Below are 23,833 nucleotides of genomic sequence, written 5' to 3' on the forward strand. Positions count from 1 at the left end.
CCAGACAGCTTAGCGGACTACCAGTACCGAACACTCCGCGTGACGCACTACCGCCGCGGCGTTAGAGCCCAGCAGGTAGGTGGTGATGTCAGGTCTGTGTGAGGCAATAATGACCATATCAGCCGGTAATTTTTTAGCGATCTCCAGAATCTTGTCTTTCGGCGCACCTTCTGCGACATGAACGTGCACTCTGTCCGTTGGGATATTGAACTTCTTGATAATCTCTTCCAGTTGAGATTTCGCTTCGGCTTTCAGATCGTCCATGGCCGGTAACTCTGCCGAGTAGGCCAGTCCCAGGGAAGCGTAATAGGGCAATGACGGAATGACGGTCAAAAAATGAACCTGTGCATCGTCGATCTTTGCTTCTGCTTCAACATGGGCAATAACGCGTTGAGTTAATTCTGAGTCTGAAATATCGATGGGTACAAGAATCGTTCTGTTCATAAAACCTCCTGTTTAAGTATCCACCTAAAGCTTACCGCGTAATGGCACTTTATGTACAATGACAACGATCACATTTTGGCATCACTTTATTTTGATTTCAGGAAATTTGCCTTTTATTACCCCATCGTAAAATCGGCCTTTAGAGACCACGATCAGGAAATCACGAAAAATACGGGCAGGGACCTGCTGATATTGCAGCGTAGCCAACTGGTGAAAGCGAATTTCTAGCGTGCAAGAGGATTCGTCATAGCCGACGGATGCAATACGGGATGATTTTACAGGATGATGATTCATTGCAGGTATCCTCTACTACAGACCTTAATGCAAGATATCATCTATCAGAGATGTGTTTTAACGCAACAGATATAATGTTTTGAATGAGATAAAACAGAGTTACACAGAAAATAAGGATAGCCCGCCGTTGCCAGCGGGCTGACGAACTTAGAACTGGTAAACCATACCCAGTGCTACAGTGTCATCGGTAGAGATGTCATTGCGAGTGTAGAAGCTGTCGTCTTCGTCCAGCAGGTTGATTTTGTAATCAACATAGGTGGAGAAGTTTTTGTTGAAGTAGTAAGTAGCGCCTACGGAAGCATATTTAACCAGATCTTTGTCGCCGCTTGTTCCTGCTGGGCTTGCAGCAGTACCTGGCATAGTCAGATCCTTACCTTTAGACATCAGGAAAGAAACTTCCGGACGCAGACCGAAGTCGAACTGGTATTGTGCAGTTACTTCAAAGTTCTGAGTTTTGTTGGCAATAGTATTATCACTACCGTCAGAACCACCATACGGGGTCATATTGCGGGTTTCAGAGTACATGGTTGCCAGGTAGATATTGTTCGCGTCGTATTTCAGACCAGCAGTCCATGCGTCAGCCTTATCACCACCTGCGGTAGAGTGGTTTACCTGCTCATTAGTACGGTCAGAAGAGGTGTATGCCGCACCGAAGCTTACGCCCATACCCAGATCGTAGGTAGAGGAGATACCGAAGCCGTCACCGTTAGAGTTCTTCATGTTACGATCGTCGCCACCGTTATTGGTGCCTTCTTGCTCTGGTGACTGATTTTCGTTCGCACCCTGGTACTGCAGTGCAACGTTCAGACCGTCAACCAGACCAAAGAAGTCGGTGTTACGGTAGGTTGCAACACCGTTTGCACGACCGGTCATGAAGTTGTCAGCTTTGGTGTAAGAGTCGCCACCGAATTCTGGCAGCATATCGGTCCAGCCTTCAACGTCGTACATTACGCCGTAGTTACGGCCGTAGTCGAATGAACCGTAGTCGCCGACTTTAATACCTGCGAATGCCAGACGAGTCCAGGAGTCGCCTTTATCACCTTCGGTGCCGTTGGCCTGAACCTGATATTCCCACTGGCCATAACCGGTGATCATATCATTAACCTGTGTTTCGCCTTTGAAGCCCATACGCATATAAGTCTGATCGCCATCGCTGTTAGCGTCGTCAGAGAAATAATGCAGGCCGTCTACTTTGCCGTAGAGATCTAATTTGTTACCGTCTTTATTATAAACTTCAGCAGCGTGAGCAGCGCCTGCAGCCAGCAGGGCAGGAATTACGAGAGCCAGTACTTTTCTGTTCATTGAAATAATCCTTTAGTTTTTTTATTAACCTGTGACTACCCATGTAGGGAGTAAAAGCATGCTAAAGGAGAAGTTCCGTAAAGAGATAAATATGAATTGTTACGTCTTAAGTAAAACCTTAAACAAATAATTCTACGGAAATAGTGATAGTTGACATGAATGAGTTAATGAAAATATATATAAAATAAAAATTATACAATTGAATTTTGTTGGGCTATTCTGCGCGTGTTATATGCCTTTGTTGTCACGTTTTATTTTTCGTTGGTATATTGATGACACTTATTAATTAGCCAGCGAATAAATTGACAAGCCCGAACAACTGTTCGGGCTTTTTTTTTGGTTCCGGGCTAATACTGAGAAAATCGTATTATTCGGTACCGCTCTTTTCCGCTTTGCCTGCCAGTTGGGCCAGGAAGTCGTAGCGTTTTTGCAAATCAGCCGTCGCATCCTTCCACAGCTGTTCTGCAACTTCTGGCTGTTGGGCGTTCAGGCGGCGGAAACGCTGCTCGTTAAGCAATGTTTCGGCCAGCGCATCTGACGGTGGGCGCGAGTCGAGCGCCAGCGGCAGCTTACCTTCGTCTGCTCGGCGTGGGTCAAAGCGGTACAGCGGCCAGAATCCGGTAGCCGTGAGTTGACGCATCTGATCGTGGCTTAGCGCGAGATCATAGCCATGCTCCTCACATGGGCTATACGCGATAATCAGCGACGGGCCGGGGTAGGATTCAGCTTCCTGGATAGCTTTGACCGTCTGATTCAACTGGGCGCCCAGAGAAATCTGTGCGACATAAACATGCCCGTACATCATCATGCTGACGCCAAGATCTTTGCGAGCCTTGCGCTTGCCATGCTCACCAAACTTGGTAACCGCCCCAAGCGGTGTGGCTTTCGACGCTTGTCCACCCGTGTTGGAGTAACACTGGGTATCCAGCACCAGAATATTGACGTTCTCGGTCAGACTCAGGACGTGATCCAGTCCGCCAAAACCAATATCATAAGCCCAGCCGTCGCCGCCAATCAGCCAGATGGACTTCTCGACCAGCGCGTCGGCATCGGTTAACAGTTGCTGTGCACCTTCGACATCTTTCAGATGCTGGCGCAGCGCAGCAACTTGCTCACGGCGTACTTCTGGCGTCGCTTCAGCATGCAGGGCGTCATTCAGTTCAGACGGAATATTATCCGCAAACTGCTCCAGCAAACGCATGACGCGCACACGGTGTTGATCCACCGTCAGGCGGAAGCCCAGACCAAACTCGGCGTTATCTTCGAACAGAGAGTTTGCCCACGCAGGTCCACGACCATTGACATCGGTCGTATACGGCGTTGAAGGGAGGTTACCGCCATAAATCGATGAACAGCCGGTCGCGTTAGCGATCAGCATGCGGTCGCCATACAGCTGCGTAAGCAGTTTGATATACGGTGTTTCACCACAACCAGAACAGGCGCCGGAATATTCAAACAGCGGAGTGATTAACTGCGAGGTACGGATATCAATGCGTTCAAGCTTGCTGCGGTCGATCTCCGGCAGATTGAGGAAGAAGTCATAGTTAACTTTTTCTTCTTCAACATGCTCAAGGCGCGACATCATATTGATGGCCTTGATTTCCGGGTTTTGGCGATCTTTTGCCGGGCAAACTTCGACACACAGATTACAGCCAGTGCAATCCTCTGGTGCAACCTGCAGGACATACTTCTGACCGCGCATATCGCGTGATTTCACATCCAAAGAATGCAGACTGGCAGGGGCGTTTTCCATCGCTTCAGGTGAAACCACTTTGGCGCGGATTGCCGAGTGCGGGCAAGCGGCAACGCAGTGGTTACACTGGGTACACAGTTCTTCCTTCCAGATGGGGATCTCTTCGGCGATATTGCGTTTTTCCCAACGCGTGGTGCCCATTGGCCAGGTACCGTCTGGCGGCAGCGCGGATACGGGGAGGGCATCACCCAGACCGGCGAGCATTGCCGCGGTGACGGTTTTCACGAAATCAGGTGCGGCATCAGAAACCACCGGTGGGCGGTTTGCGCTGTGCGGATCAACCGGCTGGAGTGCTACTTCGGCGACGGATTCGCGCGCCAGGGCCAGAGCCTGCCAGTTACGTTCAACCAGGTCCTGTCCTTTACTGCTGTAACTTTTCGCAATCGCCCCCTGCAATTCAGCCAACGCGCTGTCGCCGGGTAAGATTTGCGTCAAATGGAAGAAGGCCATTTGCATAACGGTGTTAATACGCGCTGCCAGACCGCATTCGCGGGCGATTTTGGCCGCATTAATCACGTAGAAACGGGCTTTCTTCTGATTCAGTACCGCCTGAACTTCCTGTGGCAGACGACCCCAGACTTCATCCACACTGTATGGCGTATTAAGCAGGAAGATACCGCCTGGTTTCAGGCGCTCGGCCATCTGATACTTATCGATAAATTGCAGCTGGTGACAGCCAACAAAATCGGCTTGTGAAACCAGATACGCTGATCGAATAGGCTGCTCGCTAACGCGCAGGTGGGAGACTGTCAGACCGCCTGCTTTTTTCGAGTCGTAGACGAAATAACCTTGCGCATACCATGGCGTCGAGTTACCAATAATTTTGATATTGTTTTTGGTGGCTGACACGCTACCGTCGCTGCCCAGCCCGTAAAACAGCGCTTCGAGCTTAGCCGTACCGGGCAGGGTGTTTTCCGGTAACGGTAGCGACAAGTTGGTGACATCATCATAGATACCGACCGTAAAGCGAGGTTTCGGCTTCGCGCTGCTCAGCTCATTAAAGACTGCCATCACGCAGTCTGGACCGAACTCTTTGGAAGAAAGGCCATAACGTCCGCCAATCACGCGCGGCAGCGTTTCTCGCTCGCCACAGTTAAAGGCTTCTGCTAACGCGGTCATTACGTCCAGATACAACGGTTCTGCCTGTGCGCCTGGTTCTTTGGTGCGATCAAGAACGGCGATGCTGCGTACGGTTTCCGGCAGCGCGCGCAGTAAATGTCTGGCAGAGAATGGACGGAACAGACGCACTTTCAGAACGCCGACTTTCTCGCCATGCGCCAGCAGTTCTTCAACGACTTCTTCGCAGGTTCCAATCGCCGAGCCCATTAAGATAATGACGCGCTCAGCCTGAGGATGGCCGTAATATTCAAATGGCTGGTACTGGCGACCTGTCGCTGCGGCGAAATCGTTCATCGCCTGTTCTACATGATCGTAAACCGCGTTGTACCACGGGTTTGTTGCCTCGCGTGACTGGAAATAGGTGTCCGGGTTCGCAGACGTACCGCGAATAACCGGATGCTCAGGATTAAGCGCCCGAGCGCGATGAGCATCGATTTCCGTCTGCGGCATCAATCCGAGGATCGTGTCGTCGGCCAGTGGCACAATTTTATTGATTTCATGGGATGTACGGAAACCATCAAAGAAATGAATAAACGGAACCCGGCTTTTCAGGGTGGCAATTTGCGAAATCAGCGCAAAGTCCTGTGCCTCCTGAACGCTGCTGGCACACAGCATCGCACATCCTGTCTGGCGCACCGCCATCACGTCGGAATGATCGCCAAAGATCGATAATGCGTGAGTTGCAATTGTACGAGCCGCAACGTGCAGTACAAACGGGGTCAACTGACCGGCCAGTTTGTACAGCGTTGGGATCATCAGCAACAGGCCCTGCGATGAGGTAAACGACGTAGAGAGCGCACCGGTCTGCAACGCGCCATGAACGGTTGCGATCGCGCCGCCTTCTGACTGCATTTCTACGACGCGAGGGGTATCCCCCCACACGTTCTTAAGCCCGTTCCCGGCCCAGGCATCTGCCTGTTCAGCCATCGTCGAACTGGGCGTAATCGGGTAGATGGCGATAACCTCGCTGGTACGAAATGCGACTGAAGCAACCGCACCATTACCGTCAATTGTGATCATACTGACACCCTTACATTGCGCAAAAAGAGGGACACGCGTAACAGCGGCGAGTCCTGTAGTTATCTTTCTATTTTAGCAAAAGCGCTAAAGACAGATTTTCGCTTTTGTGTCCCTGGAATAAACAGAATGAATGGTTTGATCAAAGGAGCAGGCAAAAAATTGCCAGAAAATGTAAACAGTACGCATAAATGCGTATTTTGCCTCTCGACGGCGGTGTTTCCGCTGCCTATTATTTATGGCTGTGTCGTTTGGTTAATATTCAGAGGGGAGTAAGATGCGCGCAGCGTTTTGGGTAGGATGTGCCGCGTTATTATTATCGGCTTGTAGCAGCGAACCTGTTCAGCAGGCAACCGCCGCGCATGTCGCACCGGGCATGAAGGCAGCAATGTCCAGTTCAGGAGAAGCTAATTGCGCCATGATTGGCGGTTCGCTCTCTGTTGCTCGTCAACTGGATGGTTCTGCTATCGGGATGTGTGCGCTACCCAACGGCAAACGCTGTAGTGAGCAGTCGCTTGCCGCCGGAAGTTGTGGGAGCTATTAAGCCACCACGTTTCCTACATTAAATCCGCGAGTTTATACGTCAGCGTTTGTTCTGCTGTCGCCAGCGTTAACTGGTCAGCAGTCAGATCGACCTGTGCGCCTTGCTTAAACATTTCGCTGACGATCCCGTCGAGCGCGTTAAGCTGTGGATCGGCGCACATCATACGCGTCATCGCCATATCTTTTACCTTCAACTCACCGTCGGACAGCTTGCCCTGGCCGTGGAATTGATTACACATCTTTCCTGATACCGTCATGTTTTCGCCAAAACTTAACTCAGGTGGGTTGTTGGTGGCGGTGACGGCTTTACCATTCACGCTTTGCAAAACGAAGCGGTGATGCTGCAACTGTTCGCGATTGACGGAAACTTTTCCATTGCTCACACAGCCAGCCATCAGCATGCTGAGCGCAATCAACGTGACAACTTTCTTCATTAAATTTCTCTACGTTTGTGACGGGAATACATTCAATATAATAATGATACTGAATGTTTTATCATCGGTGATTGTCTGAAAATGCTCCCCTGACGCCAGGGGAGCACAGGTATTAGAAGAGGGCGTTTGGACAGGTCTCGCCTTTAGAGATTTGGGCCAGATTCTGCAGCGTGGTCTCAGAAATGCTGGTTAACGCTTCTGCGGTCAGGAATGCCTGATGACCGGTAAACAGCACGTTATGGCAGGCTGACAGACGACGGAATACATCATCCTGAATGACATCATTAGATTTATCTTCAAAGAACAGGTCGCGTTCGTTCTCATACACGTCCATACCCAGAGAACCAATTTTCTGGTTTTTCAGCGCATCGATAGCGGCTTGTGAGTCGATCAATGCACCACGACTGGTATTAATGACCATCACGCCGTTTTTCATTTGCTCAAAGGCTTCGTGATTGAGCAAATGATAATTCTCCGGTGTTAACGGGCAGTGCAGAGAGATGACATCTGACTCTGCAAACAGCGTTTTAAGATCGACATATTCAACGCCTAACTCCAGAGCAGCAGCGCTCGGATAAGGATCGAACGCCAGCAGACGCATACCAAAACCTTTCAGGATCCGCAGCGCAGCGATACCGATTTTACCGGTACCGATCACCCCAGCGGTTTTGCCATACATAGTAAAACCGGTCAGCCCCTCAAGAGAGAAGTTGGCATCACGGGTACGCTGATAAGCGCGGTGAATACGGCGATTCAGCGTCATCATCATGCCAATCGCATGCTCAGCGACGGCCTCTGGTGAATAAGCTGGAACACGAACCACCTGCAGACCCAGCTCTTTTGCTGCGTCGAGATCGACGTTATTGAACCCGGCACAACGCAGCGCAATGTATTTCACGCCATGCTTTTTCAGTTCTTCCAGAACGGGGCGGCTGCCATCGTCGTTGACGAAAATGCACACAGCTTCACAGCCATGGGCGGTTTTCGCTGTTTTTTCCGTCAACAGAAAGTCAAAGAATTCAAGTTCAAAACCAAAAGCCTCGTTAACCTGCTGCAGATACTTCTTGTCGTACTGTTTTGTACTATAGATGGCGAGTTTCATAAGACTTTCTCCAGTGATTTTGACGTCACATTAATCCAATTCAAATTATTTTACAAAATCTAAAAAGTTATTGATAGTCATAGGCGTAATGAATAATGTCAGCGCATCTGTTGTTAGTGTGGGCAGGTTACACAATTTCAACAACTGGATATTTTTCTATCCAACTCAACCCCCGAATATCGCGGCAGGTAAAAAGCCAGCCGAATCACATCCGGGCAGCTACGCTTATACAGGTAGCAATTATCGGGAGGGGTTATGCTGACTCACTCTGAAGCAAAACGATGGGCCACCCTAATGCTCAAGGCGGCATTATGCGATGGTATGAAACCTGATGAGATTTCCCGGCAGGTACATCTGGTCTGCGATCATCATGGTAGGGAGTGCCTCGAAGAACTCATTGAGGAAATTCTGATAGAAGCAGGTCGTATCGGACCTAAACATAGCGATGGACAACTTAGGCCTCATTGAGTCTGAATCTTAATATCCCAGACGGCACGTGTAACAGCGTGCCTAGAAATCGGTTATCTATCCTTAATGTGGGCATATCCAGTTAAACATGCCACAATACAGGCCTAAACCGGCTTAAATTTTTGCTAAATCAGGATATTAACTACCCATGAAGGGTAAATATAAAGCCGTTCTGGCACTCCTCTTATTATTGATTCTCGTGCCGCTGACGCTAGTGATGACGCTTGGCCTGTGGGTGCCTACGTTGGTGGGTATCTGGTTACCCGTTGGAACACGCATCGCGCTGGATGAAAGCCCGCGGCTGACACGGCATGGGTTGCATATACCTGAACTCCGCTATCTGGTTGAAGATTGCCCGCTAGCACGCATCACTCAGGCGGATCTGTCTCACCCCAGCCGCTGGTTGCTCAATGTCGGGACCATTGAGTTGGATTCAGCTTGCCTGGCCAAATTGCCGCAGGCAGAGCCATCGCCGGCAGCGCCTAAAACGCTGGCTGAATGGCAGTCAATGCTGCCCAATACCTGGATTAACATCGACAAACTTATTCTTTCTCCATGGCAGGAATGGCAGGGAAAACTGTCACTCTCGCTCACTCCCACCACTCAACAGCTGCGTTACCAGGGTGAAAAAGTTAAATTCCAGGGGCGTTTGCACGGGCAAAACCTCACGGTAACTGAGCTGGATGTTGCGGCATTTGAAGGCCAGCCGCCGGTAAAATTGGTCGGTGAATTTACTATGCCACTGGTTCCCGATGGGCTACCGGTAAGCGGTCATGCGGTTGCGACGTTAAGTCTGCCGCAAGAGCCTACGCTTGTGGACGCCGAACTGGAGTGGCAAGAAAACAGCGGACAACTGATTGTCATGGCGCGTGATAATGCCGATCCGCTGCTGGACCTTCCGTGGGAAATAACACGCCAGCAACTGACCATCAGCGACGGACGCTGGAACTGGCCTTATCAGGGATTCCCGTTAAGCGGGCGGTTGGGCATAAAAGTTGAAAACTGGCAGGCCGGACTGGAAAACGCGGTGGTGAGCGGGCGTCTGAACGTTCTGACGCATGGCGACGCCGGTAAAGGAAATGCCGTATTAACGCTGGGGCCGGGTAAGCTTGGCATGGATAGTAGCGAGATGCCGCTACAGTTGACCGGTGAAGCGAAACAGGGCGATCTGATCTTCTACGCGAAATTGCCCGCCAGACTTACCGGAAGTCTGAACGATCCACAATTGGCTTTTGAGCCCGGAGCGCTGCTGCGCTCACGTGGGCGGGTAATTGATTCGCTGGATATTGACGAGATTCGCTGGCCGCTGGCAGGCGTAAAAGTCACGCAACGTGGTGTGGATGGGCGTCTGCAGGCTATTTTACGTGCGCATGAAAACCAGATGGGGGGCTTTGAACTGCATCTGGATGGCCTGGCAAATGATTTTCTTCCTGATGCCGGTCGTTGGCAGTGGCGATATTGGGGGGAAGGCAGCTTTACGCCGATGCATGCCCGTTGGGACGTAGCGGGTAAGGGAGAATGGCATGACAACACCCTGAAGCTATTTGATCTTTCTACCGGATTTGATCATCTGCAATACGGCACGATGAAGGTGGAAAATCCGCGTCTGGTGATGGACGAACCGATAGTTTGGGTGCGGGATGCAACCAAACCGACATTTAGCGGCGCGCTGTCGCTGGACGCAGGGAACACCACCTTCACCGGGGGAAGCGTGTTACCACCATCGACGCTGAAGTTCAGTGTGGAAGGTAGCGATCCGACAATTTTCCAGTTCAAAGGCCAGCTTCACGCTGGGGCGATTGGGCCCGTACAGCTGAATGGTCGTTGGGACGGTATCCGCCTGCGCGGACAGGCCTGGTGGCCAAAACAATCGCTCACCGTATTCCAACCTCTGGTTCCACCTGACTGGAAAATGAAGCTACGTGAAGGTGATCTGTATGCGCAGGTCGCATTTTCGGCAGCCCCGGAGCAGGGCTTTGAAGCAGGCGGTCATGGGGTGTTAAAAGGCGGTAGCGCCTGGATGCCCGATAACCAAATCAACGGTGTCGATTTTGTATTGCCTTTCCGGTTTAGTGAAGGCGCATGGCAACTGGGTACGCGTGGACCTATTTCACTGCGTATTGCGGAAGTGGTGAATCAGGTGACGGTGAAGAATATCGCCGCCGATCTGCAGGGGGCGTACCCCTGGAGTGAAAACAACCCGTTACTGTTGAGCGATGTCAGTGCCGACCTGCTGGGTGGCAAAATCATCATGCAGCAACTGCGGATGCCGCAGCACGACCCGGCCTTATTGCGGGTGCAGAATATCTCTTCCAGCGAGCTTATCAGTGCGGTTAACCCCAAACAGTTCGCCATGTCTGGCCCGGTCAGTGGTGCGTTGCCATTATGGCTGGACAACGAAAAATGGATCATTAAAGACGGCTGGTTGACTAATCCAGGGCCGATGACGTTGCGTATTGATAAGGACACAGCGGATGCGGTCGTCAAAGATAACATGGCGGCGGGGGCGGCCATTAACTGGCTGCGTTATATGGAAATAAGCCATTCGTGGACGAAAATAAATCTGGATAACCTCGGTGTCTTAACCATGCAGTCAACCGTGACTGGCAATAGTCGGGTAGATGGCAAAGTAGGTACGGTTAATTTGAATTATACCCACGAGGAAAACGTCTTTACGCTATGGCGCAGTTTGCGTTTTGGCGACAATTTACAGGCATGGCTTGAACAAAATGCAGCGCTGCCGGAAACCCATTGCCCGGAAGGCAAGGAATGTGAGGAACAACAATGAAAACGATAGCTGCCATGCTAGGTCTGCTGACTTCATCTCTGCTGGTAGGATGTACTCCCAGAATCGAAGTGGCTGCGCCAAAAGAGCCCATCACCATTAATATGAACGTCAAAATCGAGCATGAGATCCATATCAAAGTTGATAAAGACGTCGAAAGTTTATTGAAATCGCGCAGCGATTTGTTCTGAGGTCATGATGAGAAAACAGTTTGCAGTGGCGCTGGTCGTCCTGAGTTTACTCAGCAGCAATGCGTGGGCATTGACCCTGAATGAAGCCAGAACTCAGGGGCGAGTAGGGGAAACGCTCAATGGCTATCTGGTTGCATTGAAAACCGATGCCGAAACGCAGGCGCTGGTGAGTGAGATTAATAAAGCGCGCAACGCCAGCTATCAGCAACTGGCTGAGAGCAATAATATTCCGCCAGATGAAGTGGCAAAAATGGCCGGGCAAAAGCTGGTTGCTCGCGCTAAACCGGGGGAGTATGTGCAGGGTATAAATGGTAAGTGGCTGAGAAAAGAGTAAATCGCTTTTTCACACTGCCAGAGGGACACGACGCTGGATTATTCATCGACATCGCAATAGTTGCCACACGGCATAAAATGGATGCTGGTATAGTCCAACACCGGTCGCGTCGTAGGGTGAAATCATGTGGCTTTTCAAGTGGTATGTCTGGAATCGTTGGGTATTCAAGCTGTTAAGCCGGGATGTCGCGGAACCGGAACAGTTTTTGCTTCATTGTTGGGAAGAGAATCTGGCGAAATGCAGGGATTATGCAACCATCTGGCGTGATATCAATCGCATTCACGGCAAACAGATACAAATGCAGGGAAAGAAGTAAGTGTCGGAGAAACCCTCCCACCGGATGGTGAGAGGGGGAATTATCAGGCAGCTACCACGCTGTCGATAGCGGCTTTCGCATCGGACTGTGCTTTAGACGCCACTTCCGGGCCGTAAGCAATACCTTCAGCAAAGACGACATTCACGTCGGTGATGCCGATAAAGCCCAGGAATACGTTCAGGTACGGCGTGATCAGGTCGGTTGGTGTGTCTTTATGGATACCACCACGGCTGGTCAGCACCACCGCGCGTTTACCTGTCACCAGACCTTCCGGGCCTTTCTCGGTATAACGGAAAGTCACACCTGCACGGGCAATCAGGTCAAAGTAGTTTTTCAGCTGCGTTGGGATGTTGAAGTTGTACATCGGCGCGGCGATAACAATCACATCATGCGCTTTCAGCTCAGCAATCAGCTCATCGGACAGCGCCAGCGCTTCTTGCTGACGCGGCGTCAGCGGTGTATCGCTCGGGCGCATCGCACCCACCAGTTCGCCATCCAGTACCGGTACTGGATTTGCAGCCAGGTCGCGGACAGTGATTTCATCAGCAGAGTGCTTTTCACGCCACTGTTCAACAAAATAATCAGACAACTGACCAGACTGAGAGTACCCTGCCAGAATACTGGATTTAAGAACTAATACCTTGCTCATGGGTGTTTCCTTTTATGTGTTTGAAGGGGTAGTGCCCCGTTGCTTGTTGACACTTTATTCACAATCCTGTCGCAGTGATAGCGCAATATATCGAATCCTATGTTCGAAATTATTGAACAACACATGAAAAGCGCCGATGTGGTACTCTATACCCATCATCTAAAAGAGATTTAACCCGGCAGAGCACTGCCTTTTAACGCTATGACAGAACAACAAAAATTAACCTTCAACATGTTGCAGCAACAGCTGGACTCACTGATGCTGCGTGACAGACAGCGTTTTGCCCGCCGCCTGCACGGTGTGAAGAAGGTTAAAAATCCTGATGCACAACAGGCCATTTACCAGGAGATGGCGAAAGAGATTGAACTGGCAGCCGGTAAAGTTGTGCTGCGTGAAGCTGCGCGTCCGGAAATCCGCTACCCGGAAAACCTGCCCGTCAGCCAGAAAAAACAGGATATTCTGGAGGCTATTCGCGACCATCAGGTGGTGATTGTCGCCGGTGAGACCGGTTCGGGGAAAACCACCCAGTTACCCAAAATATGTATGGAACTGGGGCGCGGGGTAAAAGGGCTGATAGGCCATACCCAGCCGCGTCGTCTGGCGGCGCGCACCGTGGCGAACCGTATTGCGGAAGAGCTGCAGACCGAGCCGGGCGGCTGTATCGGTTATAAGGTACGTTTCAGCGATCATGTCAGTGATAACACCATGGTCAAGCTGATGACGGACGGTATCCTGCTGGCAGAAATCCAACAGGATCGGCTGCTAATGCAGTACGACACCATCATCATCGATGAAGCGCATGAACGCAGTCTGAATATCGATTTTCTGCTCGGCTATCTGAAAGAACTTCTACCGCGTCGCCCGGATCTAAAAATTATCATCACTTCGGCGACCATCGATCCTGAACGTTTTTCAAAGCATTTCAATAACGCGCCGATTATCGAAGTCTCCGGCCGAACGTATCCGGTGGAAGTGCGCTATCGTCCAATTGTTGAAGATGCAGATGACACTGAGCGTGACCAGCTGCAGGCAATTTTTGATGCCGTAGATGAACTGGGGCGTGAAGGGCCAGGCGACATTCTGATCTTCATGAGCGGCGAACGTGAAATTCGCGATACCGCCGATGCGCTGAATAAGCTGGATTTGCGCCATACCGAAGTGCTACCGCTGTATGCGCGTCTTTCAAACAGCGAACAGAACCGCGTGTTCCAGTCGCACAGCGGTCGCCGTATCGTGCTGGCGACCAACGTGGCGGAAACGTCGCTGACCGTTCCGGGAATCAAATACGTAATTGACCCGGGCACCGCGCGTATCAGCCGTTACAGTTACCGCACCAAAGTTCAGCGCTTGCCGATTGAACCGGTGTCGCAGGCCTCTGCTAACCAGCGTAAAGGTCGCTGCGGTCGTGTTTCGGAAGGGATCTGTATTCGTCTGTATTCCGAAGACGATTTCCTGTCGCGCCCGGAGTTTACCGACCCGGAGATCCTGCGTACCAACCTGGCATCCGTTATTTTGCAGATGACCGCGTTGGGGCTGGGCGATATCGCGGCGTTCCCGTTTGTTGAAGCGCCGGATAAGCGCAATATTCAGGACGGTGTGCGCCTGCTCGAAGAGTTGGGGGCGATAACCACCGACGAACAGGCAACCGCATACAAGTTAACGCCGTTGGGCCGTCAGCTGTCGCAACTTCCGGTAGACCCACGGCTGGCGCGAATGGTGCTGGAAGCGCAAAAACATGGTTGTGTGCGCGAAGCGATGATCATTACCTCAGCGCTGTCCATTCAGGATCCGCGCGAGCGTCCAATGGACAAGCAGCAGGTATCCGATGAGAAGCATCGCCGTTTCCACGACAAAGAGTCTGATTTTCTTGCATTTGTGAACCTGTGGAACTATCTCGGCGAGCAGCAAAAAGCGCTGTCGTCAAACCAGTTCCGTCGCCAGTGCAAACTTGATTTTCTGAACTACCTGCGCGTGCGCGAGTGGCAGGATATCTACACGCAACTGCGCCAGGTGGTGAAAGAGTTGGGTATTCCGGTCAACAGCGAACCCGCTGAATATCGGGAGATCCACGTCGCGTTGCTGACCGGTTTACTGTCGCACATCGGGATGAAAGATACCGATAAACAGGAGTTTACCGGGGCGCGTAACGCTCGCTTCTCGATCTTCCCGGGTTCAGGTTTATTCAAAAAACCGCCGAAGTGGACGATGGTCGCGGAGCTGGTGGAAACCAGCCGCCTGTGGGGACGTATTGCCGCGCGTATCGATCCCGAATGGGTGGAACCGGTAGCCCAGCATCTGATCAAACGTTCATACAGTGAACCGCACTGGGAACGCGCGCAGGGTGCTGTGATGGCGACAGAAAAAGTCACTGTCTACGGCTTACCGATTGTTGCGGCCCGTAAGGTAAATTACAGCCAGATCGATCCCGCGTTGTCGCGTGAACTGTTCATTCGTCATGCGCTGGTGGAAGGTGACTGGCAAACGCGCCATGCGTTTTTCCGTGACAATCTGAAGTTACGGGCTGAAGTGGAAGAGTTAGAGCACAAATCACGCCGTCGCGACATTCTGGTCGATGATGAGACGCTGTTTGAGTTTTACGACCAACGCATCAGCCATGACGTGGTTTCTGCTCGTCACTTTGATAGCTGGTGGAAAAAGGTCAGCCGTGAAACGCCGGATCTGCTCAACTTTGAAAAGAGCATGCTCATCAAAGAGGGCGCGGAGAAAATCAGTAAGCTGGATTATCCGAACTTCTGGCATCAGGGTAACCTTAAGCTGCGCCTGAGCTACCAGTTCGAACCTGGAGCCGATGCGGACGGTGTGACCGTACATATTCCACTCCCGCTGCTTAATCAGATCGAAGAGAGCGGTTTTGAATGGCAAATCCCGGGGCTGCGCCGCGAACTGGTGATCGCCCTGATTAAGTCGTTACCAAAACCGGTACGACGCAACTTTGTGCCCGCGCCGAACTATGCGGAAGCGTTTTTAGGCCGCGTCACACCGCTGGAACTGCCGCTGCTGGACTCGCTGGAGCGTGAACTGCGCCGCATGACCGGCGTTACCGTTGACCGTGAAGACTGGCACTGGGATCAGGTGCCCGATCACCTAAAAATCACCTTCCGGGTGGTGGATGATAAAAATAAGAAGCTACAGGAAGGACGTTCGCTGCAAGATTTGAAGGATGCGCTGAAGGGTAAAGTTCAGGAAACATTGTCTGCGGTGGCTGATGACGGCATCGAACAGAGTGGGTTGCACATCTGGAGCTTCGGTCAACTTCCGGAAAGTTACGAACAAAAACGCGGTAACTATAAGGTGAAAGCGTGGCCGGCGCTGGTCGATGAGCGTGACAGCGTTGCCATCAAACTGTTTGATAATCCGTTGGAACAACAGCAGGCGATGTGGTGCGGTTTACGCCGCCTGTTGCTGCTGAATATTCCTTCGCCAATCAAATATTTGCATGAGAAGCTGCCCAATAAAGCCAAGCTGGGGCTGTACTTTAACCCATACGGTAAAGTTCTGGATTTGATTGACGACTGTATCTCCTGCGGTGTGGATCAGTTAATTGACGCCAACGGTGGCCCGGTGTGGACTGAAGAAGGCTTTACCGCGCTGCATGAGAAAGTGCGGGCTGAACTGAACGATACGGTGGTGGAGATTGCGAAGCAGGTCGAACAGATCCTGACCGCAGTGTTTAATATCAATAAACGTCTGAAAGGGCGCGTGGATATGACCATGGCGCTGGGTCTCGCGGATATCAAATCGCAAATGGGCGGACTGGTGTATCGCGGGTTTGTTACCGGCAATGGTTTCAAACGCTTGGGCGATACGTTGCGTTATTTGCAGGCTATTGAAAAACGTCTGGAAAAACTGGCTATCGATCCGCACCGTGACCGTGCACAGATGCTGAAAGTGGACAGTGTGCAGCAGGCCTGGCAGCAGTGGTTCAATAAACTGCCTCCCGCGCGCCGTCAAGATGCCGATGTCAAAGAGATCCGCTGGATGATAGAAGAGCTGCGCGTCAGCTATTTTGCCCAGCAGCTTGGTACGCCGTATCCGATCTCCGATAAACGTATTCTGCAGGCGATGGAGCAGATTTCGGGATAAATCGGTGCAGGGCCGTAGGCCGGATGAGGTGTAGCCGCCACCCGGCATCTGTACCCGGTAAAGATAAACACCAGGAGTCATCAATATGAGTCAGTTTCCGACACTTTCCGCAACCACCCTTGCGGCTATCAATACCGTAGGGCGATGGCTGGCGCAGAATGATTTTACGGGGAATATCACCGTTCAGTCAGATTGCGTGATTCTGGCAGGAAACGCGGTTATTCCTACCATCGACGCCGCCTGTCGGATCGCGAAAGAGCAACAGGTTCCCTTGCTGATTAGCGGTGGTATCGGTCATTCCACGCGCTTTCTGTATGATGCGATTGCCCAGCATCCGCGTTATAACATCATTCGTACTACCGGACGCGCGGAAGCGGCGATCCTTGCCGATATTGCTCACCAGTTCTGGCAAATTCCGGGTGAGAAAATTTGGGTGGAAGATCAGTCGACAAACTGCGGTGAGAATGCCCGGTTTAGCTGTGCATTACTAAATCAGGCGGCAGAAAGTATTCATACCGTCATAGTGGTGCAGGATCCCACTATGCAACGCCGCACAATGGCCACGTTTCAGCGCGTCACCCGCGATGAGCCGCATGCGCCGCGCTGGTTGAGTTTCCCTGGTTTCATCCCTGAACTGTCTCAGCAGCACAACGGCGTGGATTTTGTGCCTGCCGCAGAAGGTCTGTGGTCGGTAGAACGCTACCTTTCTCTCATTACCGGTGAACTTCCGCGTCTGCGTGATGATGCAACTGGCTACGGGCCCTGTGGACACGATTTTATCGTACATGTTGATATACCCCAGGACGTCGAGCAAGCCTGGCAGCAGCTAAAAAATGATACCGCGCTGACCGACTTACTGGAGAGCCGTTCTCTGTAATTCTTGCTGCCCGTTTGTCGGCGTTTTACGGCAAACGGGCAGAAATCCCACCTGGTTTTTCTCTTTATTCTTACTTTTCCAGACGCTTTTATGAAGCAGTTCACAGAACCGCCACTCCAGCGATAATGCGTCATGCATGATTGATATTAATTAACAATAGTTTTACTTGTTAAAAACAAATCAATCACAGGAGAGCCGCATGTCAGTACCCGTACAACATCCTATGTATATCGATGGGCAGTTTGTGACCTGGCACGATGACGCCTGGATTGATGTCGTCAATCCGGCCACGGAAGAGATTATCTCGCGTATTCCCGATGGGCGTGCCGAAGATGCGCGTAAAGCGATCGATGCCGCGGATCGCGCTCAGCCGCAATGGGAAGCGTTGCCTGCCATTGAGCGGGCAAACTGGTTACGCAAAATTTCTACAGGTATCCGCCAGCGAGCCGATGAAATCAGCGCATTGATTGTGGCGGAAGGTGGAAAAATTCAACAACTGGCTGACGTTGAAGTCGCGTTTACCGCTGATTATATCGATTACATGGCGGAGTGGGCGCGTCGCTATGAAGGCGAGATCCTGCAAAGCGATCGCCCAGGTGAGAATATATTGCTGTTTAAGCGTGCACTGGGCGTGACGACGGGCATTCTGCCGTGGAACTTCCCGTTTTTCCTGATTGCCCGCAAACTGGCTCCCGCCTTGCTGACGGGAAATACCATCGTCATTAAGCCGAGTGAATTCACACCGAATAACGCCATCGCCTTTGCCAAAATTGTTGATGACATTGGTTTACCGCGCGGAGTCTTTAACCTGGTGCTGGGACGCGGTGAAACGGTCGGGCAGGAGCTGGCCGGAAACCCGAAGGTCGCCATGGTGAGCATGACCGGTAGCGTCGGTGCGGGTGAGAAAATTATGGCCGCAGCGGCCAAAAACATCACCAAAGTTTGTCTGGAGTTGGGTGGCAAGGCCCCGGCTATCGTGATGGACGATGCTGACCTTGAGCTGGCGGTGAAGGCTATTGTTGACTCGCGGGTGATCAATACCGGACAGGTATGCAACTGTGCCGAGCGCGTATACGTTCAGAAAGGTATCTATGACCAGTTCGTTAATCGTCTGGGTGAGGCGATGAAAGCCGTGCAGTTTGGCAATCCGGCCGAACGCAATGACATTGCGATGGGGCCGCTGATTAATGCCGCTGCGCTGGCGCGTGTAGAGCAAAAAGTCGAGCGAGCGGTGCAGGAAGGCGCCCGTGTGGTGCTGGGTGGTAAAGCCGTTGCTGGTAAAGGTTATTACTATCCGCCGACATTACTGTTAGACGTGCGCCAGGATATGGCGATTATGCACGAGGAGACGTTTGGTCCGGTGCTGCCGGTGGTGGCATTTGATACGCTGGAACAGGCGTTGACGATGGCCAATGACAGCGACTACGGACTGACCTCATCGATCTATACGCAGAATCTGAATACGGCAATGAAGGCGATTAAGGGGCTGAAGTTTGGCGAAACCTATATTAATCGCGAAAACTTCGAGGCGATGCAGGGCTTCCACGCTGGCTGGCGCAAGTCCGGGATTGGCGGGGCAGATGGTAAACACGGTCTGAATGAATACCTGCAAACACAGGTAGTGTATTTGCAGTCTTAAGTTTTTCGCCGGGTGAGCCTGTACGCCACCCGGCGCAATTCTCACACTTTGGTGGCGATCCAGTTCATCATCATTTCCGGCCAGATGGCCAGCGGTAACCCTTGCGCATCGCGAATACCAAATCCGTGCTTACCGCGTTCAAACAGATGCATTTCGACCGGAACGCCCAGCCCACGTAGCGAATTAAAGAAAACCAGGCTGTTTTCTACTTTCACCGCCGGATCGTCGATGGCGTGTAGCAGGAATGTCGGCGGTGTCGTGTTATCCACTCGCTCTTCCAGAGAATAGTGGCGCAGATCTTCCTTTTCGGGCGTAGCGCCAACCAGCTCAAGACGAGAGCCCGGGTGGCCGATGTCTTCACGCAGAGTAATCACCGGGTAGACCAACGCCATGAACGCAGGACGCGTTGGTTGCTCGTCTATGCTATCAATCGGTGTATAAACCGGTTCGGCAAACCGGGTTCCCAGACTGGCGGCTACGTGACCACCGGAAGAGAAGCCCAACACACCGATACGATCAGGGTTAATTTTCCATTCATGGGCGTTGGCGCGAATGTAGCGCATGGCGCGCTGGGCATCGGCCAGCGGCGCGTTTGCACCTTCCTCATGGCCATCACCCGGCATGCGGTAGGTCATCACAAACAGGGTATAACCGCGGGCGTTAAAGAATGGTGCCAGTACGCTGCCTTCTTTATCCATCACCACGCGACGGTAAGAACCTCCCGGTGTAACAAGGATCCCTACGCCGTTAGGTTTTTCGGGGGCATAAACGGTAATTTCCGGGGCGCGAATACCGGTGACAGCACGATCATACTGAGATGTTCCTGTATGTCGGGGTTCTGGCGTAAAGACCGCATCGCTGTTTTTTGCTCCGGGGGCTTCACTCTGCGGCCAGAATGAGACGGTGGTTGCGTGGGCAACGGCTTGCTCCATCATGTTTTCTAACGTTTCACGACTCAGTGCTTCCATTACTATGCTCCCTCAGTGGCAAAGGTTAGCTATAGCACAGTCAGTGAATTGAAAACGGGGAGAGACTCACAACGTATTGAATTCGCGGGAAATGAAAGAGGGCGGAGGCAGGCCTCCGCCAGAACATTAGAGCTTGATAAATTTATCCAGCGTACGAATAAGCTGGGTGACAAAACCGTATTCGTTATCGTACCAGGCGACGGTTTTTACCAGTTGCAGATCGCCCACTTCGGTAATCTCGGTTTGTGTTGCATCAAATACCGAACCGAAATGCGAGCCAATGACATCTGACGAGACGATTTCCTCGTCGGTATAACCAAACGACTCATTATTTTGCGTGGCTTTTTTCAGCGCGTTGTTGACCTCTTCAGCAGTGACTTTTTTCCCCAATATCGATACCAGTTCCGTGACAGATCCTGTTTTCACCGGAACACGCTGGGCATGGCCTTTTAATTTTCCGCTCAACGCCGGAATAACCAGACCAATGGCCTTGGCGGCACCAGTGGTATGGGGAATGATGTTCTCTGCTGCTGCCCGCGAGGCGCGCAGATCTTTCCCGCGTGGACCATCAACCAGCGACTGCGTTCCCGTGTAGGCGTGGATGGTGGTCATAGTGCCAAGCTGAATACCGAAGCTATCGTGCAGCGCTTTCGCCATCGGTGCCAGGCAGTTGGTGGTGCACGATGCGACCGAGATAATCCGATCGTTCGCATCCATTGTGTCGTCGTTGACGTTAAAGACAATGGTCTTCATGTCGCCAGCCGGGGCGGATATCAGCACTTTTTTGGCACCTGCATCCAGGTGCGCGTTGGCTTTTTCTGTCGAGGTATAAAAACCGGTGCATTCGATGATTATCTCAGCGCCAGTGGTTTTCCACGGGATATTTTTGGCCTCTTTTTCTGCGTAAACCGTGATTTTTTTACCGTCGACAATCAGCGCGTCTTCGGTAAAGTCGATGCTCCAGGGAAACGGGCCGTAGTTTGAATCGTGCTTTAACAGATAGGCGAGAATTTTGGGCGAGGTGAGGTCATTAATGGCCACAACCTCCACGTTGCTTTTGACTTCCAGTAGCCGACGCAATACCAGACGGCCGATACGACCAAAACCGTTAATGCCAATTTTACTCATGGTTTTCTCCTGTCAGGATGAGGCGGTACGACATATTTTCCTTACCAGGCTTAGTCCAGACAGGCATCCTCGGCAATAGCGGTTCTTGCGGTTAAGCGTAAGCGACTGAAAATGGGTGAACAAAAGTTAATGAATTTTTAACAAAAGCCCGTTATGTTGACGCATTATTGTTTTTATTCAGGAAGTGTTATGGGGAATAAGTATTCTGGCCTGCAAATCGGTATTCACTGGCTGGTCTTTTTGTTAGTTATTGTGGCCTATAGCGCCATGGAGTTTCGCGGATTTTTCCCGCGCAGCTATCGTCCCTTATTCAACATGGTGCACGTATCCTGTGGTATCACGATATTAACGCTGATGGTGGCGCGTCTGCTGGTCAGGCTGAAATATCCGGCACCGCCGATTGTGCCAAAACCAAAGCCAATGATGACCGGCATGGCGCATCTGGGGCATCTGGTTATCTATCTGTTGTTTATTGTGCTGCCTATTATTGGGCTGGTGATGATGTACAACCGGGGTAATCCGTGGATTGCATTCGGCATAGTTATGCCGCATGCGGCAGAGGCTAACTTTGATTTAGTGGATATGCTGAAGTCCTGGCACGTGACGCTGGCAAACCTGGGTTATTTTGTTATTGGTCTGCATGCCGTTGCCGCCCTGATGCATCACTATTTCTGGAAGGATAATACGCTGTTGCGCATGATGCCGCGTAAACGCTCCTGAGGTAATGCCCCGCAAATGCGGGGCATTTTTTTAGCCGATTAATTTTCGCAGGGTGGTGCTTTTCGTACGCTTTGAACCTGGGAGACGCGTTTTTTCAGGCTGACGATAGCCAGCGCAACAACAATCAGCACAATACCGCAGCCTTCAACAACGCCAGGCTCTTCACCCAGCAACCACCAGGAAAACAGAACGCCACAGACAGGTACCGCCAGCGTACTTAAGCTGGCAATACTGGCTGGTAAGTTACGCAACACAAACAGCCATAAACTCCATGCCAGCGCCGTCGCCAGCACGGCGCTATAAGCCAATGCCCAGAAAACGACAGGTTGCCAGTCTGGAGCTCGCTGTGGAACCAGCCAGGCCACCAGGCTCATCACCAGCGCGGCATACAGCATCTGCCATGCGGTCAACGCTAACAGATCGATATTCGGATGGCGGGTATACATTCGCTTGGTGACAATCGCGCTGGCCCCCCAACTGATCCCAGAAAGGATCGCCAGTAGCGCGCTCTGCATTGAGGCAAAGTTCAGTTGCCATGGCTGTAAAACCAGCAATAATCCCGCTGCTGCCACGGCAATGGCGAAATACTGTAAACGCCGCATGCGTTCACCGAGGAAAATGGCGGCCATAATCACCACCCAGAATGGCATGGTATAACTCAGTATGGCTACTTTACCTGCACCGCCGCTGACTAGCGCCCATTGTGATAATCCAACCATGCCGCATGTTTGTAGCAAGGCGATCGCTAACGTATAGCCGAAAGGTGTCGGGCGCATTCCTCGGCCACGCAGTAACAGAACGATGAATAACAATAATGCGCCAAAAGAACAGCGTAGTGCGGTGAAGTCGAACGCGCCGATGTAGTGCGTGACCTGTTTCATCGCGATCCAGCTGTAGCTCCAGATGAGCGTTAAGGTGATGAGGCCGCCAATGGCCAGCGGATGACTTTTCCCTGCGGTGGTCATAATGTGTCCGTTTTAATGATTTTAGTACGCCACTATACGCGCTTTCAGGGCGCCGTAGTCGTTATCATTCCGGCTGAGTACATGTCGCGAAAATTTGTACTTTCTTCTGTGGAATAAAACCGAAAATTATTTTTCCAGATAGCATAAACGCTTACCGGCAAGATGGTTAAACAACGCTCAGTTCGCCACGTCTGTCACTTGATCACTGTCCTCATTAAAACTACTGTATATAAATACAGTCATATGAGAGGCAGATTATTATGTTGTTTTTCCAGCCAGTTGAACATCCCGAAATCAAACACTTCCCGCTATTTAGCGATCTCGTGCCCTGCGGTTTTCCTTCTCCGGCGCAGGATTACGTTGAGAAACGTATCGATCTTAACGACCTGTTGGTGCAGCATCCCAGCGCAACCTATTTTGTAAAATCGTCTGGCGACTCCATGATGGGGGCAGGGATCGGTGCTGGCGACTTGTTGGTAGTCGACAGTGCCAGAAAAGCGGCCCACGGAGACATTGTGATTGCTGCTATTGAAGGCGAATTCACCGTTAAGCGCCTGCAATTGCATCCGGTGGTGATGTTGAAGCCAGAGAACAGCGCCTACGCACCGATCATGATCGGCAGCGAGGACACGCTGGATATATTTGGCGTGGTGACATTTATCATTAAATCCGCGGGCTGAT

Annotated in this window: 20 protein-coding genes; 10 read left to right on the plus strand and 10 right to left on the minus strand. The window is 51.6% G+C overall.

Features of this window, described 5'->3' with window-relative positions; all coding sequences use genetic code 11:
• Window positions 1-9: 9 nt before the first annotated feature.
• From uspF to nifJ, 4 genes are all read right to left on the minus strand, one after another.
• Window positions 10-444 (minus strand): universal stress protein UspF, encoded by a 435-nt coding sequence (uspF, locus tag LY264_RS12190; RefSeq protein WP_003833207.1) that lies wholly within the window; start codon window positions 442-444, stop codon window positions 10-12.
• Between the two features lie 81 nt (window positions 445-525).
• On the minus strand, window positions 526-738 hold the full coding sequence (locus LY264_RS12195; protein WP_003833205.1) for a KTSC domain-containing protein: 213 nt from the start codon (window positions 736-738) through the stop codon (window positions 526-528).
• A gap of 147 nt (window positions 739-885) precedes the next feature.
• Window positions 886-2,040, minus strand: a complete 1,155-nt coding sequence (gene ompC, locus LY264_RS12200) for a porin OmpC (RefSeq protein WP_016150305.1) — start codon at window positions 2,038-2,040, stop codon at window positions 886-888.
• A gap of 367 nt (window positions 2,041-2,407) precedes the next feature.
• Window positions 2,408-5,932, minus strand: a complete 3,525-nt coding sequence (gene nifJ, locus LY264_RS12205; RefSeq protein ID WP_071692407.1) for a pyruvate:ferredoxin (flavodoxin) oxidoreductase — start codon at window positions 5,930-5,932, stop codon at window positions 2,408-2,410.
• Window positions 5,933-6,206: 274 nt separating this feature from the next.
• Between nifJ and LY264_RS12210 the strand changes: the two genes are divergently transcribed.
• A complete protein-coding gene (locus LY264_RS12210; RefSeq protein WP_003833199.1) occupies window positions 6,207-6,473 on the plus strand; it encodes a putative hemolysin in 267 nt (88 codons plus the stop codon).
• Between the two features lie 13 nt (window positions 6,474-6,486).
• Here LY264_RS12210 and hslJ read toward each other — a convergent pair whose 3' ends face one another.
• Both hslJ and LY264_RS12220 read right to left on the minus strand, forming a co-directional pair.
• Window positions 6,487-6,906, minus strand: coding sequence for a heat shock protein HslJ (hslJ, locus tag LY264_RS12215; protein ID WP_048216300.1), 420 nt, complete (start codon window positions 6,904-6,906; stop codon window positions 6,487-6,489).
• Window positions 6,907-7,018: 112 nt separating this feature from the next.
• On the minus strand, window positions 7,019-8,008 hold the full coding sequence (locus tag LY264_RS12220; RefSeq protein ID WP_003833196.1) for a 2-hydroxyacid dehydrogenase: 990 nt from the start codon (window positions 8,006-8,008) through the stop codon (window positions 7,019-7,021).
• 616 nt (window positions 8,009-8,624) lie between these two features.
• Here LY264_RS12220 and LY264_RS12225 point away from each other — a divergent pair.
• The 4 genes from LY264_RS12225 (at window position 8,625) to LY264_RS12240 (ending at window position 12,102) form a co-directional block, all read left to right on the plus strand.
• Window positions 8,625-11,264 carry a YdbH family protein gene (locus LY264_RS12225; protein WP_048227560.1) on the plus strand — a complete coding sequence of 880 codons (2,640 nt, stop codon included), beginning with the start codon at window positions 8,625-8,627 and terminating at the stop codon, window positions 11,262-11,264.
• Window positions 11,261-11,452, plus strand: coding sequence for a YnbE family lipoprotein (locus LY264_RS12230; RefSeq protein ID WP_008784882.1), 192 nt, complete (start codon window positions 11,261-11,263; stop codon window positions 11,450-11,452). The genes LY264_RS12225 and LY264_RS12230 overlap by 4 nt, the downstream gene beginning before the upstream one ends.
• A 7-nt stretch (window positions 11,453-11,459) precedes the next feature.
• On the plus strand, window positions 11,460-11,786 hold the full coding sequence (locus tag LY264_RS12235) for a YdbL family probable chaperone protein (protein ID WP_048227561.1): 327 nt from the start codon (window positions 11,460-11,462) through the stop codon (window positions 11,784-11,786).
• 124 nt (window positions 11,787-11,910) lie between these two features.
• Complete coding sequence (locus LY264_RS12240) at window positions 11,911-12,102, plus strand: hypothetical protein (RefSeq protein WP_048216308.1); 192 nt, start codon at window positions 11,911-11,913, stop codon at window positions 12,100-12,102.
• Between the two features lie 43 nt (window positions 12,103-12,145).
• On the opposite strand, the gene azoR is transcribed toward LY264_RS12240, so the two are convergent.
• The gene (gene azoR, locus LY264_RS12245; protein WP_003020341.1) at window positions 12,146-12,751 is read right to left on the minus strand and encodes an FMN-dependent NADH-azoreductase; all 606 of its coding nucleotides are present in this window, start codon (window positions 12,749-12,751) and stop codon (window positions 12,146-12,148) included.
• A 201-nt stretch (window positions 12,752-12,952) separates the two neighbouring features.
• Here azoR and hrpA point away from each other — a divergent pair, with 201 nt between their 5' ends.
• The 3 genes from hrpA to aldA all read left to right on the plus strand — a co-directional run bounded on the left by hrpA (window position 12,953) and on the right by aldA (window position 19,371).
• Window positions 12,953-16,855 (plus strand): ATP-dependent RNA helicase HrpA, encoded by a 3,903-nt coding sequence (hrpA, locus tag LY264_RS12250; RefSeq protein WP_048227562.1) that lies wholly within the window; start codon window positions 12,953-12,955, stop codon window positions 16,853-16,855.
• A gap of 79 nt (window positions 16,856-16,934) precedes the next feature.
• Window positions 16,935-17,732 (plus strand): YdcF family protein, encoded by a 798-nt coding sequence (locus LY264_RS12255; RefSeq protein WP_171846022.1) that lies wholly within the window; start codon window positions 16,935-16,937, stop codon window positions 17,730-17,732.
• 199 nt (window positions 17,733-17,931) lie between these two features.
• Window positions 17,932-19,371, plus strand: coding sequence for an aldehyde dehydrogenase (aldA, locus tag LY264_RS12260; protein WP_048227564.1), 1,440 nt, complete (start codon window positions 17,932-17,934; stop codon window positions 19,369-19,371).
• 41 nt (window positions 19,372-19,412) lie between these two features.
• Here the strand turns inward: aldA and LY264_RS12265 are convergent, their stop codons facing one another.
• Both LY264_RS12265 and gap read right to left on the minus strand, forming a co-directional pair.
• Window positions 19,413-20,339 (minus strand): alpha/beta hydrolase, encoded by a 927-nt coding sequence (locus LY264_RS12265; protein WP_048214132.1) that lies wholly within the window; start codon window positions 20,337-20,339, stop codon window positions 19,413-19,415.
• Between the two features lie 126 nt (window positions 20,340-20,465).
• Window positions 20,466-21,467, minus strand: a complete 1,002-nt coding sequence (gene gap, locus LY264_RS12270; RefSeq protein WP_071692406.1) for a type I glyceraldehyde-3-phosphate dehydrogenase — start codon at window positions 21,465-21,467, stop codon at window positions 20,466-20,468.
• Window positions 21,468-21,656: 189 nt separating this feature from the next.
• On the opposite strand from gap, the gene cybB reads away from it, so the two are divergent.
• Window positions 21,657-22,187 carry a cytochrome b561 gene (gene cybB / locus LY264_RS12275; protein ID WP_008784870.1) on the plus strand — a complete coding sequence of 177 codons (531 nt, stop codon included), beginning with the start codon at window positions 21,657-21,659 and terminating at the stop codon, window positions 22,185-22,187.
• 38 nt (window positions 22,188-22,225) lie between these two features.
• Here the strand turns inward: cybB and LY264_RS12280 are convergent, their stop codons facing one another.
• Window positions 22,226-23,152: a DMT family transporter gene (locus LY264_RS12280; protein ID WP_048227565.1), complete on the minus strand. Its 927-nt coding sequence runs from the start codon at window positions 23,150-23,152 to the stop codon at window positions 22,226-22,228.
• A gap of 260 nt (window positions 23,153-23,412) precedes the next feature.
• Here LY264_RS12280 and LY264_RS12285 point away from each other — a divergent pair, with 260 nt between their 5' ends.
• Entirely contained in the window at window positions 23,413-23,832 is a 420-nt protein-coding gene (locus tag LY264_RS12285) for a translesion error-prone DNA polymerase V autoproteolytic subunit (protein ID WP_003833182.1), read from the plus strand.
• The last annotated feature ends 1 nt before the right edge of the window (window position 23,833 follow it).

The sequence above is a fragment of the Citrobacter portucalensis genome (assembly GCF_023374935.1).
Taxonomy (GTDB): domain Bacteria; phylum Pseudomonadota; class Gammaproteobacteria; order Enterobacterales; family Enterobacteriaceae; genus Citrobacter; species Citrobacter portucalensis.

Coding starts and splice junctions, on each gene's coding strand:
- LY264_RS12235 (WP_048227561.1), top strand. CDS start 11,460: ATGAGAAAACAGTTTGCAGTGGCGCTGGTCGTCCTGAGTTTACTCAGC.
- uspF (WP_003833207.1), bottom strand. CDS start 444: ATGAACAGAACGATTCTTGTACCCATCGATATTTCAGACTCAGAATTA.
- LY264_RS12285 (WP_003833182.1), top strand. CDS start 23,413: ATGTTGTTTTTCCAGCCAGTTGAACATCCCGAAATCAAACACTTCCCG.
- LY264_RS12240 (WP_048216308.1), top strand. CDS start 11,911: ATGTGGCTTTTCAAGTGGTATGTCTGGAATCGTTGGGTATTCAAGCTG.
- azoR (WP_003020341.1), bottom strand. CDS start 12,751: ATGAGCAAGGTATTAGTTCTTAAATCCAGTATTCTGGCAGGGTACTCT.
- aldA (WP_048227564.1), top strand. CDS start 17,932: ATGTCAGTACCCGTACAACATCCTATGTATATCGATGGGCAGTTTGTG.
- hslJ (WP_048216300.1), bottom strand. CDS start 6,906: ATGAAGAAAGTTGTCACGTTGATTGCGCTCAGCATGCTGATGGCTGGC.
- LY264_RS12210 (WP_003833199.1), top strand. CDS start 6,207: ATGCGCGCAGCGTTTTGGGTAGGATGTGCCGCGTTATTATTATCGGCT.
- hrpA (WP_048227562.1), top strand. CDS start 12,953: ATGACAGAACAACAAAAATTAACCTTCAACATGTTGCAGCAACAGCTG.
- gap (WP_071692406.1), bottom strand. CDS start 21,467: ATGAGTAAAATTGGCATTAACGGTTTTGGTCGTATCGGCCGTCTGGTA.
- LY264_RS12230 (WP_008784882.1), top strand. CDS start 11,261: ATGAAAACGATAGCTGCCATGCTAGGTCTGCTGACTTCATCTCTGCTG.
- nifJ (WP_071692407.1), bottom strand. CDS start 5,932: ATGATCACAATTGACGGTAATGGTGCGGTTGCTTCAGTCGCATTTCGT.
- ompC (WP_016150305.1), bottom strand. CDS start 2,040: ATGAACAGAAAAGTACTGGCTCTCGTAATTCCTGCCCTGCTGGCTGCA.
- LY264_RS12220 (WP_003833196.1), bottom strand. CDS start 8,008: ATGAAACTCGCCATCTATAGTACAAAACAGTACGACAAGAAGTATCTG.
- LY264_RS12225 (WP_048227560.1), top strand. CDS start 8,625: ATGAAGGGTAAATATAAAGCCGTTCTGGCACTCCTCTTATTATTGATT.
- LY264_RS12265 (WP_048214132.1), bottom strand. CDS start 20,339: ATGGAAGCACTGAGTCGTGAAACGTTAGAAAACATGATGGAGCAAGCC.
- LY264_RS12195 (WP_003833205.1), bottom strand. CDS start 738: ATGAATCATCATCCTGTAAAATCATCCCGTATTGCATCCGTCGGCTAT.
- cybB (WP_008784870.1), top strand. CDS start 21,657: ATGGGGAATAAGTATTCTGGCCTGCAAATCGGTATTCACTGGCTGGTC.
- LY264_RS12280 (WP_048227565.1), bottom strand. CDS start 23,152: ATGACCACCGCAGGGAAAAGTCATCCGCTGGCCATTGGCGGCCTCATC.